Below are 16,218 nucleotides of genomic sequence, written 5' to 3' on the forward strand. Positions count from 1 at the left end.
TGCGAAGCACAGCAGCTCTTTTTTTAGTTACTTTTCTTGGTAAGAATAGGAGTAAATATTATAAATCATCCGTAAAATGTTTGCGACTTTTTTCTTGACTAAATTTTTCTTGATTGAAGTTTTTTGAAGCATTTTTAGGAATGGATAAGGATTCCCATTTTTCGTTTTGTAACATTTTTCCTAAAAATACAATTTGACCAATATGGTATGGGTAGTGACAAATTTGACGATTAATTGCTTCGATTACAGTATGTCCTTGGTTTCTTATGTAGATGATTTTTTCTAAATCGGTTTCTTTTAAAGAATTAATAGTGCTTAAAAAACAATTCCATCCTTTTTCCCAATAGGTTATCATTTCTTCTTTGGTTGAAAAGGTATTTACAAATTCATCATCTCTATTTCTCCACGATTTTTCTCCATCTTCAGTAAAAAAGTTGGTCCAACGTGATAGCATATTACCCGCAATATGTTTAGCTATTACAGCAATAGAGTTACTTTCTTGGTTATATTGGTAAAATAGTTCTTCTTGAGTAAGTTGATTAAAAGTTTTATCGCCTAAACTTTTATAGTAGGTTATTTGTTTTTTGATACTTTCTAAATAGGAGTTTTGCATGGCATAATTTTTTAATAAAAAAGACTGATTAAAACCAGCCTTAATTTACAATATTATTTTTTAGGAATAAACTCTAAAGCAACTCCATTAATACAGTGGCGTTTACCAGTAGTTTTTTTAGGTCCATCATTAAAAGAATGTCCTAAATGTCCGCCACACTTATTACATTTTAACTCTGTTCTAGCATAGCCTAGTTTATAATCTGTGTCAAGTTCCACATTTCCCTTAATAGCTCTATCAAAAGAAGGCCATCCACTACCTGAATCATATTTGTTTTCAGATTTATATAGCGGGGTTTTACAAGCTGCACATACATAGGTTCCTTCTTTTTTGTTAAAATTTAAAGGACTTGAGTTTGGACGTTCTGTACCTGCTTCTCTAAGCACATAATATTGTTTTGGCGTTAACAACTGTTTCCACTCACTATTGGTTTTATTTACAGGGTATTTTTTTTTGTTTTGAGAATTTACAGTAGTACTAACTGTTATTGCTAAAAGGAATAAAACAACTAATTTTTTCATGGTTCTTTAATTATAAAATCAACAATTTTGGAAGCTACTTTCGGGTTACGAAGAATTCTGGTGTGTCCTAAGCCTTCAGTAATTAAAAGTTTTCCATTCTGTAAGTTTTGACGTATTGCTATAGCACAACTTACATCAACATCACCATCAAATGAGTCATGGACTACTAGAGTAGGTATTTTTACACTTTTAGCTTTTACACTTGAAGAATGAGTATCAATATCTCTTTGCCATTTTTTATCAAATAAGCGTTTCATTTTACGGGCTATGATAGGTTTTACTTGTAAGTTTTTAGTAAAGTTTAAAATAACATCTGATATTTTATCAGCCGCTCCTACAGTAACCAATTTGTTTACAGTAAAACCTTCTGAAAAGGCATTATACAAGCATACACCACCGAAAGAGTGTCCTATAGCAGCTTCAAATGGTCCAAATTGTTTATTGATTTCAGTAATGGTTTCTAAAAATTCAGGCATTTCAGTAGTTTTTCCTGTAGACTTTCCATGAGCTGGTCCGTCAAATGAAATAACCATGTAGCCTTTTTCTAGTAACTTATCAGCAATCATATATAATTGAGTACTTCTTCCTGCCCAACCATGTACCCATAATACTTTTTTAGTAGAGTAACCATACGATAGTACTTGAACATCTCTTGAAATAGATGGCACATTTATTGTTTTCTTTTGTGCACTCTCTAACATTACTTTTTCCCTTTTAGGAATAGGGAAGTTAACAGGAGTCGTAAAAAGCCTAGCCCCAAATTTAGCAGCTTTACTTACAGATATAAACTGCAAAGCTTTAGCTGAAAATATTACAGATTTAGGAATTTTAATACTAGGTATAGCTGTTTTTGAATGCGTAAAATTCATGAATTGGTTTTTAAGATAAAGATAGAATTTGTAGCTTTAAAGACATAATATATTATCAAGTTTGTGACAAATAAGTTAATTTCGTGTCATAAAAGATACAACCAAGAACATAGAACTTTAAACTATTAAACAATGAAAAAAATTATAGCTCTAACATTTTTAGCCGCTTTTTTAGTAGAGTGTAGCACTGTGCCAATTACGGGAAGAAAAAGATTAAATTTTGTGAATGATGCTCAAATATTACCAGCAAGTTTTGCACAATACAAGGGGTTTTTAGAAGAGAATAAACTATCTACTAATACTAAACAAACGAATCAAATAAAACGTGTAGGGAAAAATATTTCTGAAGCGGTTGATCGTTTTTTAAGGGCTAATGGTAAGTCAGCTGAAGCTGATGCCTATAAATGGGAATTTAATTTAGTAGAAGATAAAACAGTTAATGCTTGGTGTTTACCTGGAGGTAAAGTAGTTTTTTATACAGGTATTATGCCTATTTGTGCTAATGAAGATGGAGTAGCTGCGGTAATGGGACATGAAGTAGCTCACGCATTTGCGAAACACGGACAAGAACGTATGTCTACAGGACAATTACAACAATTAGGAGGAGTAGCTTTAGCATTAAGTACTCAAAATAGTAAAAATGCTGAAATGTGGAATATGGCTTACGGATTAGGAACGCAAGTAGGAGTTATGTTGCCATTTAGTAGAGAACATGAAACCGAAGCAGATAAATTAGGTTTAGTTTTTATGATCATGGCAGGGTATAAAGGAGAAGAAGCTGCTGAAGTATGGGTACGAATGAGTGAAAGGTCTGGAGGTGGAGCACCACCAGAGTTTATGAGTACACACCCATCTAACCAAACGCGTATTCAGACATTAAGAAATTTTTTACCTGAAGCTAAAAAGTTAGCGGCAAAATACAACGTGCCTACGAGTAAATAAGATTGATAAATTATAGTATATTGCAAACCGTTCATGTTAAATGAGCGGTTTTTTTTATTAGAATTTATATGTACAAAATAGGAGACAAGAAGTTAATTAATGGGTGGGCATTTTATGATTGGGCCAATTCAGTATATTCATTAGTAATTAGTACAGCTGTTTTTCCGTTGTATTACAGCGGAGTAACGGAAGGTAAAATAGTAAGCTTTTTGGGTATGGATTGGGAGCATCCAGATAGTTTATATAGCTATGCTTTATCGTTTTCTTTTTTAGTAGTAGCTTTTATTTCTCCAATTTTATCAGGTATTGCAGATTATACAGGAAGTAAGAAAAAGTTTATGAAGTTTTTCTGTACACTAGGATCATTATCGGTAATGAGTTTGTACTTTTTTGATGGAATAGACACTGTGTGGATTGGAATTTTATTTACTGTTTTAGCAAGTATAGGCTTTTGGGCAAGTTTGGTGTTTTATAATGCTTATTTACCAGAGGTAGCTCATCCAGAACAACAAGATAGAGCCAGTGCCAAAGGTTTTGTATATGGATATATTGGTTCTGTTATTTTACTACTAATAAATTTAGCTATGATTATGTTTCCTGAAACTATAGGTATTAGTGCAGGAATGGCGTCTAGAATTTCCTTTGTTATGGTAGGTTTATGGTGGTTAGGATTTGCTCAAGTTACCTTTAAACGTTTACCAGGTAATGTATACAACAAAAAACCTGAAAAAGACTATATATGGAAAGGGTACAGAGAGTTACAAATAGTAATTAAAGAGCTATTAAATTACCCAACCTTAAAACGCTTTTTAATTTCTTTCTTCTTATTGAGTATTAGTGTACAAACTATTATTTTAATGGCAGCTATTTTTGGTTCATCAGAATTAGGGCTGTCTTCTACGAGTTTAATTATTACCATTTTATTGGTACAAATTGTTGCAATTTTAGGAGCTGTTTTATTTTCAAGGTTTTCAGAAAAATGGGGAAATATAACTGCTTTAAAAGTAACGATTGCAGTGTGGATGTTAGTTTGTTTTTGTGCTTTTTCTTTAGATAAATCTCAAGAGTATGTTGATATCTATTTTTATGGGTTAGGAGGTTTATTAGGGTTGGTACAAGGAGCTATTCAAACCTTAACACGTTCTACGTATTCAAAATTATTACCAGAAACAGAAGATCATGCCACGTATTTTAGTTTTTATGATGTTACCGAAAAAATAGCAATTGTTTTAGGAACAGCTGTATATGGAGCATTAAATGCAATTACAGGTTCTATGCAGTGGAGTGTGTTGTGTTTAGCTATTTTCTTTTTAGCTTCGTTTATTATTTTAAGCACACTTAAAAAGACAAAATATGTAGTATAAAATTGTGCAATATTAGCTACACAAATAATACTTAAAACTATTTTAAAATAAGTTTAAGGGTTTTTTGGGCTATCGCACTGCGATTAAAAAGGTGCAGGAGCAATAAAGCTTACTTGTTCTTTTGAAGTAGGGTGTACAAACGTAATTTTTTCAGCATGTAAATACAACCTATCTGCTTTCTTTCCGTATAAATCATCTCCAACAATAGCTGTGTTTAAACCTAAATGATGAGCTGCATGAACTCGTAATTGATGTGTACGTCCTGTTACAGGATAAAAGTAAACTTTGGTTTTATTGTCTAAATTTTCTATAGTTTCCCATTTAGTGAGTGCTTTTTTTCCATGTTTATAACAAACAAGCTGTTTAGGACGATCATTTAGGTCTACTCTAAGTGGTAACTCAATAATCCCTTTTTTATCTTTTAAAACACCTTCTAATAAAGCTACGTAGCGTTTCTGTACAGTTTTATTAATGAATTGTGCCTGTAAAGCTTTATAGGTGTCTTCATTTTTTGCTATTAATAGTATTCCAGAGGTTGACATATCTAACCGATGTACAACTAACGGACCTGTAGCTTTTGGATATAATTTTTGAATACGGCTAAATACAGAGTCTTTAATTTCTTTACCTACAACTGATAATAACTCATGTGGTTTGTTAATTACTAACAAATCTGAATCCTCATGAATAATTGTAATTTCTTTTTCTTCTTTTAGTTGGGCAACTAATGGATTTTCTTCTACAGTTACTCCTTGTAACATGTGTGTTAAAATAGGTTTACATTTGCCAGTACAAGCAGGGTAGTAGTTTTGATGTTTTCTTATAGAGGTTTGCAAAGGTTTACCCCACCAAAACTCGGCCATACAAATAGGTTTAAGTTGATATTTGTATGCATATTGAAGTAATTTAGGAGCGCAACAATCACCAGCACCAGCAGGAATATTTTGTGTAGAGTCAGTAAAAATATCTAATAAGTTTTTGGTTTCTCCTTGATAGCTAAGAAAAGTATACTTTTTAAATATCTTTTGTTGAGCCCAGGCTGAAAGGTTTGCTCGTTGCTTTTTTAATTGTTCTATTTGATATTGTTTTGTATCGTACGCTTTTTTTAAAGGAGCTATTTTATCAAATAAATAAACTTCATATTCACGTAAGTAAAACTCTTCGTTAATATTTAACTGGTTGTTTTGTTTTCTTAATTCTTTTCTAAGTTTTCTACGTTGTTTAATTTTAGACTGTTCTTTAGCTAAAAGCTTTTCGTGTAGTTGTTGTGTTTCTTGATAAGCTTTTTTTATTTCAATAAAATCAGAAGCGTTTTCTAAGTTTACTATTTTATGAGTTAATTCATTAAGCTGTTCTTCTGTTTCAATATAAAATTCATTTGCATCTAACACATCAAATATTGGAGGTACAAAATGTTTGTGTTGTGTGCTTTCAGCAAGTTTACCAGAAAAAGCAGCTAAATATCCTAAATTTCCATCTTGTTGTTGTACAACTAAGACTCCAAACATTTTTCCAAGAGCTTTTGCATCCTCAGGTTTTTTGATTCCGAAGTTGTGAGAAAAATCGGTTTGGTTTACTAAATACTCTTGTAATTCTTTAGTAGCTATTTGAGCTAAGGTGTGAGGTGAATAATTATAAGGGTAATCGAACTTTTTAGGTAATTCAATAGTTGAAACATCCGAAGAAAAAGAAATAATTTTACTCATATTAAAAAAGAAAAAGTGTTGCTCTCACAACACTTTAAACAATTAATCTCTATAAATCTTGTCGTATAAGTCCTTATACATTTCTTTGATAATATTTCGTTTCATTTTCATGGTAGGGGTAAGCTGCCCTCCGTCAATAGACCATTCTTCTTCGGTTAATTCAAACTTTTTAATAGTTTCCCATTTACCAAACTTAGTATTGGCATAGTCAACTTCTTCTTGAATACGTTCTATTACTTTAGGGTTGTTTACCAAGTCTTTGTTATCTCCTACGGTAACGTTATGTCTTTGCGCCCATTCACGCACAAACTCAAAGTTTGGTTGAATAAAAGCAGCAGCCATTTTTTCACCTTCACCAATAACCATTACTTGCTCAATAAAACGAGATTGTTTTAATTGACCTTCTAACAATGGTGGAATAATATACTTACCACCTGAGGTTTTAAACATTTCTTTAGTACGTCCAGTTATTTTTAAGAAACCATCTTCACTTAATTCACCTTTATCACCTGTATGGAAATATCCGTTTTGTAATGCTTCAGCAGTTTTTTCTGGATCTTTGTAATATCCTTGCATTACGTTTGGTCCTTTTACTAGGATTTCTCCATTATCGGCTATTTTAACCTCAACACCATCAATTAATCTACCTACAGTTCCTAATCTAAAACCTCCATCACGCATATCGTTTACAGCAATTACAGGAGAAGTTTCAGTAAGACCGTAACCTTCCATTACTGGCATTCCAGCAGCAGTAAATACTCTAGTTAAACGTGGTTGCAATGCAGCAGAACCAGAAACCATTATTTTTAACTCTCCACCTAAGGCAGCTTGCCATTTAGAAAAAATAAGTTTTTTAGCAATGCTTAGTTTCTTTTCATACCACCATCCGTTAGCTCCATAAGGTTCATATTGTAAACCTAATTCTATAGCCCAAAAGAACAATTTCTTTTTAATTCCAGTTAAGTCAGCTCCCTTGGCATAAATCTTATCGTAGATTTTTTCATACAATCTAGGAACAGCAGTCATAACATTTGGTTTGATTTCTTGAGCATTTTCACTCAATTTATCAATAGCCTCTGCAAAGTAGATAGAAATACCACAGTATTGATATAAATACAAAATCATACGTTCAAAGATGTGGCAAACAGGTAAGAAACTTAAAGCTCTACCTTGGCCATATTCTAAAGGAACACGTTTTTCACTACTTAGTACATTTGAAACTACATTTTTATGGCTTAGCATAACCCCTTTAGGACGACCTGTTGTTCCTGAAGTATAAATTAAAGTTGCTAAATCATCTGTTTTAATAGCATCTTTACGTTCTTCAACTTCATTTTGATTGCTATTATCTTCACCTAAGGCTAAAACTTCTTGCCAGTTTTTTTCTCCTTGGATATCATCAAAAGTAAAAACTTCTTTAAGCTTTGTATTAGCTTTTATTTGATTTAGTTTTTCTAAAATTGTATCATCAGAAACAAAACAGTAAGTAGCTTCAGAGTGGTTTAAAATATATTCGTAGTCTTCTTTAGAAATAGTAGGATAAATAGGAACATTTTGAGCTCCAGTTTGTAATATTCCAATATCACAAATATTCCATTCAGTTCTATTGTTGGTAGAAATTACAGCAATTTTATCGTTAGGTTGTACTCCTAGTCGTAATAAACCTCTACTTATAGCATTGGCTTTGTCTATATATTCGTTTGTTGATATAGATTGCCATTCACCATTGTATTTAGTGATAAATGCTTTTTTTAAATTATACTTTTCTTGTTGATAATAAGGAAAGTCAAAAAGACGCGTAATTTCAATCGACATATGTTCAAATTTTTGGGCTTTGCAAAGTATGAAAAATACCCCGATTGCACAAGTTGTAGTTTACTGGTTGATTTATTGAGGATTATATATTTTTAGGTAGAGATTATTGTATTTTTCTAAGATAATTTTTCGTCTCATTTTTAATGTCGGAGTTAAATGTCCCGAATTTGTCGTCCATTCATCAGCGGTTATTTCAAAGCGTTTTATTTGTTCCCATTTTCCAAATTTTTGGTTACAAAAGTCAATTTCTTTTTGAATTCGTTTGATGAGTTTTTCGTCTGTAGTAATGTTTGTAATAGTATAATCATGTCTTTTAGCCCATTCTTGAACAAATTCAGAAGCAACTTGGATTAATGCTGCAGGCATTTTTTCTCCTTCACCAATAACCATTACTTGTTCTATAAAACGTGATTTTTTTAATTCACCTTCTAGTATAGCAGGAGCAATATATTTACCTCCAGAAGTTTTGAAGATTTCTTTTTTTCTATCAGTAATTTTTAAAAAACCTTCATTATCTAGTTCTCCAATATCTCCTGTATGGAAATAGTCATTTATAATTGATTCGTCAGTTTTTTCTAAATCTTTATAATAGCCCATCATTACGTTAGGACCTTTAACTAAGATCTCTCCATCGTCAGCTACTTTTACACTTACGTTTTCAATGATTTTCCCAACCGTTCCTGTTTTAAAGCCATTATTTCGCATATCGGTTACAGAGATAGCAGGAGAAGTTTCGGTAAGTCCGTAGCCTTCAAAAACAGGAATTCCTGCAGCTGTAAATACTCTAACAAGTCTAGCTTGTGTAGGAGCGCTTCCCGCTAACATAAATTCTAATTGTCCGCCTAAAGCTTCTTTCCATTTTGAGAAAATAAGTTTACGGGCTATAGAGAGTTTAAACTCATACCACCAACCATTTTCTTTGTATGGTTTGTACTGTTCTCCTAGTTGCAATGCCCAGAAAAACAGCCGTTTTTTGATACCTTTTAAATTACTTCCTTTATCAACTATCTTATCAAAAACTTTTTCTAATAATCTAGGAACAACTGCCATAAAATGAGGTCGAATCTCTCGTAAATTTTCTCCAACTTTATCAATGCTTTCAGCAAAATGAATTTCAAAGCCCATATATTGACAATAATAAGATGCTGCTCGCTCAAAAATGTGACAAATAGGTAAGTAGCTAATTACTCTTTTTTTATTTCCTTGTAAATCGAGCCTTTTCCCTACAGCAAAAACGTTACTAACAATGTTATTATGTGAAAGCATAACTCCTTTTGGAGTTCCAGTAGTACCTGAGGTATAGATAATAGTAGCTAAATCGTATGGTTCTACAGCTTTTTTTAATTCATTCACTGTTGTTTGAAGGGCTTCATCTTTACCAAGGCTTAGGAAAGAATTCCATCCATAGTCTGTCTCTAGTTCTTCAAAAGTAAACACCTTTTTAAGTTGAGTTTGTTCTTGAACTTTTATTACTTTTTGGTATAACTCATTATCTGAAACAAAACAATAAATACTATCAGAATGATTTAAGATATAGGCATAATCTTTTTCAGAAAAAGTGGGATATAAAGGCACATTTACAGCTCCTATTTGCATAACTCCTATATCTAACAAATGCCACTTTGGTTGATTTACAGAAGTAATCACAGCTATTTTATCTCCAGGTCTAACACCAAGGTTTAGTAAAGCTTTACTTATGGTATTGGCGTCTTCAATATATTTTTGAGTAGAGATACTTTTCCATTCATTGTTTTCTTTTGAAACTAAACAATGTTGTTGTGGATAGTTTTCTAGTTGGTGATAAGGGAAATCAAAAAGACGTGTAACTTTTGAAGATATATGCATTTAAATGGTTTTGGTTGATGCATAAATCTATGAAAATAAAAGAGATAAACGAAAAATAAAATTGATGTTAGTTGTAAAGTTTGCTAACACTGCTTTTATAGGTTTGACCAATAGGAACCTTATGCTCATGAATTATAATACGGTTACCTTCTATAAACTTTATTTTATCTACAGCAACAATGAATGATTTATGTACTCTTAAAAATTGAATAGGGTTTAACAGAGATTCGTAATGAGAAATTTTTTCATGGCTTACAATCATTTCATCTGCTAAAAATAGTTTAGTATAATTTCCATAAGCTTCTATAAACAACAAATCACTTAAATCAATTTGATGGTGTTTTTTATCTCCTTTGATAAAAAGTCGTGTATTGACTTGACTTGGCTCTATGCTTTCTTTGTGGATTGTTTTGGTAGGTAGTGTATCTGATACTTTATTTACAGCTTTTACCAAACGATCAAAACTAAAAGGTTTTAAAAGATAATCTACAACATTTAGTTCAAATCCTTCAAGAGCATACTCTTTATAGGCAGTAGTAATAATGGTTTTTGGTGGATTGGACAGCGTCTTTAAAAAATCCAATCCTTTTAATTTAGGCATGTTGATGTCTAAAAACATAAAATCAACCGTATGTCCATTTAAAAACTGCATAGCTTCCATAGCATTATAGCAACTTTTTTCTAATTGAACATGAGGTAGCATGCTACAAAACTCCGTTATAATTTCATGTGCTAAAGGCTCATCATCAATAATTATATATTTAAGCATGCTTCGGTATTTTTAAAAGTGTTTTGTAAATGTTGTTTGTAGAATTAATGATTAATTCGTGTTCTTGATTGTATAACAAAGATAATCTTCGCTTTAAGTTTTGCAGCCCTATTCCTTTAGAATTAGTTATTTCATTAGAATCAAAATTGTTTTCTATTTCAAAGTAAATAGCATTATCATTATCATATAAGTTGATATGAATAAAAGCGTTTTCTGCTAGTGTTTCTATACCGTGTTTAAAAGCATTTTCTAGTAAGATAATGTATAATAATGGTGGAATATTTAAATTAGGATCTATGCTGTGATTAAAGGTAATTTCAACAGACTTTTTGTAACGGATTTTATGTAGCTCAATGTAATTATTTAAGTATGCTATTTCTTCTGAAACTTTTACAGTTTCTTTTTCTCCATCATAAATTGTGTAGCGCATCATATCAGATAGTTTTAAAATAACTTCTGGCGCTTGCGGTGAACTTTTTACGGTTAAGGCATACAGGTTGTTTAGAGTGTTGAAGAAAAAATGCGGGTTTACTTGTGTTTTTAAGAGTGATAGTTCTGTTTTAGATTTTTCTTTTTTTAGTTCCTGTACCCATTTCCATTGCTCAAAAACCCAAAGAAAAAAGAAGATAGGAATGGGAACGAAGAAAATATAGAAAGGAGTTTCTTGCTTTACTTTTAAATAAGCTTCTAAGTCACCAGAAAATAATCGTAGGTATAAAAAGTATAAAAGTAACGGTGTATATAGAAGTGTTATAAATTTCCAGTATTTTTTTATAAAATCAGGTATTAAAAAATAGGCTAGTCCACACCAAAAGATGATTAGTAAAAAGAAAGTGATAGGATTATCTGGAAGTTTCATAAAAGAATCAATAAGTACAGTAAAAAAAAGCAGTACAAAAAGAGCGGCAATACCAATTACAGCTTTCTTTTTCCTTTTTAAGTATTGATAATTATGTATGGGTAAGGCAATAACCAGTGCCCAAAAAAAAGTAATTACAATAACCTCAACAGGTTGATCATCTGGTATATTCAGATAATTGAGATAATCTAATAGAGTGAATAATGGAATTATAATTAGAAGCCCAATAAAAAAAGCTTTGTATTTCTTTAAAAAATCAATCATACTCCAAAATTACTCATGTAAAACTGTTCTCACAATTATATTGACAAACACTATTGTTTTTTAGATGGATGAAGAGCTTTTTTAGTCAAACATAAGTTAGCTATTAAAAGAATATGATGTGTGCTGAAAAGAATAGAGTACGTCATTTTTAATTTAGAAGAAAGGTAAGATGCTAGAGATTTGTTGCAAACAAAAACGAATCTTATATGAATACATTAACTATAACCAACCTTACCAAAACATATCCTAACGGAGTTAAAGCATTAAATGGAATAAACTTAAAAATATCGAACGGAATGTTTGGTTTATTAGGCGCTAACGGAGCTGGTAAATCTTCTTTAATGCGCACTATCGCTTCTTTACAAGAACCTTCATCTGGAGAAATTGTGTTTAATAATCATGATATTATTAATAAACCAGAGGAGATAAGAAAACACTTAGGATATCTTCCTCAAGAGTTTGGAGTATATCCTAAAATATCAGCAGAAAAATTGTTAGATCATTTAGCTATTCTGAAAGGAATTACTAATAACTCAGCACGAAAAAAGCAAGTAACATCTTTACTACAGCAAGTAAATCTTTACCAACACAGAAAAAAAGCAGTACATACATTTTCTGGAGGAATGCGACAACGTTTTGGAATTGCTCAAGCCTTACTAGCAAACCCAAAACTAATTATTGTAGATGAACCAACAGCGGGACTAGATCCTGAAGAGAGTAACCGGTTTTTAAATCTTCTAAGTGAAATAGGAGAGAACGTAATAGTTATTTTATCTACTCACATAGTTGAGGATGTTAGAAATTTATGTACACAAATGGCAATTTTATCGGAAGGTCAAATCATTTCTCAAGGAAACCCAAAACAATTAGTAGCAAGTATTCAACATAATATTTGGACTAAAATTATAGCTAAAAATGACCTCGAGCACTACAAAAAGATGTACGAGGTTATTTCAACCAAATTAGTGTCAGGGGAAACACAAATAAGAGTCTTCTCTGAAGCTTCACTGTCTAATGGGTTTGAAAGAATCACTCCGAATTTAGAAGACTACTACTTCGCTACATTGTTTCACCATAAAAAAGCCTAATCTATGTTTAAGAAATTATTACAATTTGAAATTTACTATCAGTTAAAACAACGAGCTTTCCCCATATTTGCAGTCTTATTTTTAGGTTTAGGATATTTTACAGGAAGTCAAGGGCATGCTCCTACAGGAGTTAATTTTAATGCTGTCTATCAAGTTTACTTTCATACAGGTCTTTTTACTTTAGGTAGTGTTTTTATAACCATGTTTTTTGCCGTAACAGCTATTATAAGGGATAAACAGCATAACATGGAAAGTTTAATTTACAGTTCATCCATAAAAAAGAGCAATTATTTTTGGAGCCGTTTTTTAGGCACTTTTATTTTTAGTGTTGTTGCTTTTACACCTTTTGTTATTGGCTATATTTTCGGGAATCATTTTTCTAATTTAGATGCTGAAAGACTAGGAAGCTTTAATGCGTTGAACTACCTACAACCTTGGTTGTATTTAGTATTGCCTAATATTTTTATATGTACTTCTTTAATATTTTCAGTTAGTACCCTTACTAAAAATAGTATTGCCACTTATGCAAGTGCAGTATTTATTTATATGCTGTATTTTGTGAGTTCTATTTTCTTAAACTCACCATTATTAGCACAATCTGTTCCAGCATCACCAGAAATGATGTCGGTAGCCGCAATAGCAGATTCTTTTGGTATAGCTGCTTTTTTTGAACAGACTCAATACTGGACCGCTTACCAAAAAAACACACAATTGCTTTCTTTTTCAGGATTATTTTTATTGAATAGAATACTTTGGATAGCATTTTCTACAGGAGTATTGTTACTAACGTATAAAGTTTTTTCTTTTAGAATGACTACAAAAAAAGTTAAAAAAGAAAAAGGAATTAGGAATGAGAAAAAACAGCTCATTTCATATAAACCTATAAACGGAACATATGGATTAACAGCACAAATAAAATCATTACTATCTCTCATACGATTAGAATTAAAGAGTGTATTTAAAAGCTTACCCTTTTTAGTAATACTAGGTATGTGGTTGATTATTGTTTTTTCAGAGTTGTATGCAACTGTTGTAGAAGGAGGTGAATACGGAGTGAGTATTTATCCAGTTACAAATCAATTAATCGAACTCATAACAAGTCCGCTAACTCTTTTTGGATTGATACTACTAATCTTTTACGGCTCAGAGATTGTATGGAGAGAGCATAGTGTAAATTTTAATCTAATAATGGGCGCTACCCCTGTAAAAAACTGGGTGTATTTTGCTGCTAAGTTTATCAGTCTATCATTACTACCAATCTTACTAATAGCATCAGGAGTGCTTATATGTATAGCTTTTCAAGTAAGCTTAGGTTTTACTGATATTGATTTCAGTATGTACACATCTGTGTTTTATTATTATGGCTTACAATTGGTTATATATGCTATGCTTGCCATATTTATAAACAGTATTATGAAGAGTAAATATATAGGAATGGGAGCTTTTGGTTTGTTTGTTATTGTAAGTATGAAAGCTAACCTTTTAGGATTAGAACACCCTTTAACAAGTATAGGGTTTATGCCTAGAGTAACTTTTAATGGTATGAATACCTATGCCAATGATGCTAAGTTATTTAATCATTTAGGTTTGTATTGGCTAAGTATAGGAGCGCTATTAATTTTATTAGCGTTTAAGATATGGAATAGGGGAATGGTAAAAGGATTTTCTTATAAAGTAGAGCAACTGAAACAAGGATGCAACTTAGGCGAAAAGGTATTGTTTTTAACTTTCCTTTCCCTAACTATTGGTATGGCAAGCTTGGTCTTTTACAATACAAATTTTGTTGGTGATTATCAAACTGAAAAGGATTATTTACGTTTTAGCGAGAATTATGAACGTAAGTATAAACAATATCAAGTATTAGGAAAGCCTTATCCAACCTCACAAAAAACGGAAGTAGCTATTTTTCCAGAGGAAAGAAAATATGCTGTCAAAGCAAATTACATTTTAAAAAATACAAGTAACGAAGCTATATCTAAACTGTTAATAACAGAACGAATCCCTGTAAAGCGCATTCGTATAGAAAATGCTCTTTTGACTACGAAAGATACAGTACACGGAGCGTATGTATTTGAATTTAAAGGAAAACTCCAACCAAATGATTCAGTAACATATACCTTTACTATTGAAAAAGAGCTAAAAGGGTATGAGGAAGATAAAAGTATTGTTTATGACGGAACGTATATAACATACAGAAATTTTGAACCTATTATTGGATATACTTCTGGATATGAAATAGCAGACAGAATTGAGCGTAAAAAAAGAGGATTACCTGAAAGAGAAGAAGAAGATAATTCAGATGCTCATATAGCTCTTGAAGATATTAAAATTGAAAAAGTACAATTTGAAACTATAGTATCTACAAGTAAAGACCAAACAGCTATAAGTTCAGGAGATTTGATAAAGACTTGGTCAGAAAATAATAGAAATTACTACCATTATAAATCTCAAGGGAAAATATTGCCTATGGTAGCTTATTTTTCGGGGAAATACCAAATTCAGAAGACTGAATATAACGGAATAACAATAGAGCAGTATTATAATGCTGACCATCATTTTAATATTGATGAAATAGAAGAGAGTACTAAAGAAACCTTAGCGTATTGTCAAGAAAACTTCGGTTCTTATAACTTTAATCATGTTCGTATAGCAGAAATACCTTCACATTGGTCATTCGGAGGGTATGCGCACCCGGGAGTTATTAGCATGGTTGAAGACCGTTTGTATTTATCAGATGTTCGTGAAGAAAATACATTTAACTTAGTTTCAAAAAGAACAATTCATGAAGTAGCACATCAATGGTGGGGACATACATTAACAGCGAAACCAGTTGCAGGAGGATCTTTATTTGTAGAAGGCTTAGCAAAGTATACAGAAGCTGTAGTAATGGAAAAAATGTATGGAAAAAGTGCTTTATATGAATTAGCAGAAGCAGCAAGAAGACGTTATTTTTTCGGAAGAGCTTTTGGCGGAACTCAAGAACCACCAATTTATAAAGTACAGGATGAAGGTTATATATCATATGGAAAAGCATACACAGTGTTCATGGCATTGAGAGACTTAATAGGGGAACAGCAAGTAAATAGAGTGTTAAAAACTATCACAGATCGATATCGATTTGAAAATTCTCCCAAAGCACATACTATTGAGTTATTAGATGAATTATATAAGGAAACCCCTAAAGAAAATCATCATTTGATAGATGATTGGTTTAAAAAGGTAATAACCTATGATTTGGCTGTAGAAAAAAGTACGTACAAAAAACTACCCAATGGTACTTATGAGGTTACTGCAACTATAAAGGCGAAACGAGTTGAAACGATGGAAGATGGAGGTATAAAAGAAATAGGGATTAATGAACCAATAAAAATAGGAGCTTTTACAGAGCATCCATCTCTTGTAAAAGATAATAACTCTGTATTGTACTATAAATCTAAACAATTAAATAAAGAGCTTACTGAAGTTAGGTTTATAGTAAAAGAAAAGCCTAATTATATAGCTATAGATCCTTATGGAACTAGAAATGATGAAAATTTAAGAGACAATATAGTAGAACTTTAATT

General features: G+C 31.6%; 12 protein-coding genes. 4 read left to right on the forward strand and 8 right to left on the reverse strand.

Annotated features, from left to right (window positions below):
* Positions 1–58: 58 nt before the first annotated feature.
* Genes ACTPNM_RS09065 through ACTPNM_RS09075 form a run of 3 tightly spaced genes read right to left on the reverse strand, consistent with a single transcriptional unit; the run spans position 59 to position 2,003 of the window.
* On the reverse strand, positions 59–613 hold the full coding sequence (locus ACTPNM_RS09065; RefSeq protein WP_440121449.1) for a DUF1572 family protein: 555 nt from the start codon (positions 611–613) through the stop codon (positions 59–61).
* Positions 614–666: 53 nt separating this feature from the next.
* The gene (gene msrB / locus ACTPNM_RS09070; protein WP_440121450.1) at positions 667–1,134 is read right to left on the reverse strand and encodes a peptide-methionine (R)-S-oxide reductase MsrB; all 468 of its coding nucleotides are present in this window, start codon (positions 1,132–1,134) and stop codon (positions 667–669) included.
* Positions 1,131–2,003 (reverse strand): alpha/beta hydrolase, encoded by an 873-nt coding sequence (locus ACTPNM_RS09075; RefSeq protein ID WP_440121451.1) that lies wholly within the window; start codon positions 2,001–2,003, stop codon positions 1,131–1,133. The genes msrB and ACTPNM_RS09075 overlap by 4 nt, the downstream gene beginning before the upstream one ends.
* Positions 2,004–2,135: 132 nt before the next feature.
* Between ACTPNM_RS09075 and ACTPNM_RS09080 the strand changes: the two genes are divergently transcribed.
* Positions 2,136–2,945, forward strand: a complete 810-nt coding sequence (locus tag ACTPNM_RS09080) for a M48 family metallopeptidase (protein WP_440121452.1) — start codon at positions 2,136–2,138, stop codon at positions 2,943–2,945.
* 68 nt (positions 2,946–3,013) lie between these two features.
* Positions 3,014–4,309: an MFS transporter gene (locus ACTPNM_RS09085; RefSeq protein WP_028892072.1), complete on the forward strand. Its 1,296-nt coding sequence runs from the start codon at positions 3,014–3,016 to the stop codon at positions 4,307–4,309.
* An 83-nt stretch (positions 4,310–4,392) separates the two neighbouring features.
* On the opposite strand, the gene ACTPNM_RS09090 is transcribed toward ACTPNM_RS09085, so the two are convergent.
* From ACTPNM_RS09090 to ACTPNM_RS09110, 5 genes are all read right to left on the reverse strand, one after another.
* The gene (locus tag ACTPNM_RS09090; RefSeq protein ID WP_440121453.1) at positions 4,393–6,015 is read right to left on the reverse strand and encodes an RluA family pseudouridine synthase; all 1,623 of its coding nucleotides are present in this window, start codon (positions 6,013–6,015) and stop codon (positions 4,393–4,395) included.
* A gap of 42 nt (positions 6,016–6,057) precedes the next feature.
* Positions 6,058–7,830: an AMP-dependent synthetase/ligase gene (locus ACTPNM_RS09095; RefSeq protein ID WP_440121454.1), complete on the reverse strand. Its 1,773-nt coding sequence runs from the start codon at positions 7,828–7,830 to the stop codon at positions 6,058–6,060.
* A 72-nt stretch (positions 7,831–7,902) separates the two neighbouring features.
* Positions 7,903–9,675, reverse strand: coding sequence for an AMP-dependent synthetase/ligase (locus ACTPNM_RS09100; RefSeq protein ID WP_440121455.1), 1,773 nt, complete (start codon positions 9,673–9,675; stop codon positions 7,903–7,905).
* Between the two features lie 67 nt (positions 9,676–9,742).
* Entirely contained in the window at positions 9,743–10,444 is a 702-nt protein-coding gene (locus tag ACTPNM_RS09105; RefSeq protein ID WP_440121456.1) for a LytR/AlgR family response regulator transcription factor, read from the reverse strand.
* Positions 10,437–11,567, reverse strand: a complete 1,131-nt coding sequence (locus tag ACTPNM_RS09110; RefSeq protein WP_440121457.1) for a sensor histidine kinase — start codon at positions 11,565–11,567, stop codon at positions 10,437–10,439. The genes ACTPNM_RS09105 and ACTPNM_RS09110 overlap by 8 nt, the downstream gene beginning before the upstream one ends.
* Before the next feature lie 206 nt (positions 11,568–11,773).
* Here ACTPNM_RS09110 and ACTPNM_RS09115 point away from each other — a divergent pair, with 206 nt between their 5' ends.
* Positions 11,774–12,655, forward strand: coding sequence for an ABC transporter ATP-binding protein (locus ACTPNM_RS09115; protein WP_440121458.1), 882 nt, complete (start codon positions 11,774–11,776; stop codon positions 12,653–12,655).
* Positions 12,656–12,658: 3 nt separating this feature from the next.
* Positions 12,659–16,216 (forward strand): M1 family aminopeptidase, encoded by a 3,558-nt coding sequence (locus ACTPNM_RS09120; protein ID WP_440121459.1) that lies wholly within the window; start codon positions 12,659–12,661, stop codon positions 16,214–16,216.
* The last annotated feature ends 2 nt before the right edge of the window (positions 16,217–16,218 follow it).

It is taken from the genome of Tenacibaculum sp. Ill (assembly GCF_051938915.1).
In the GTDB taxonomy this organism is placed as follows: Bacteria; Bacteroidota; Bacteroidia; order Flavobacteriales; family Flavobacteriaceae; genus Polaribacter; species Polaribacter larymnensis.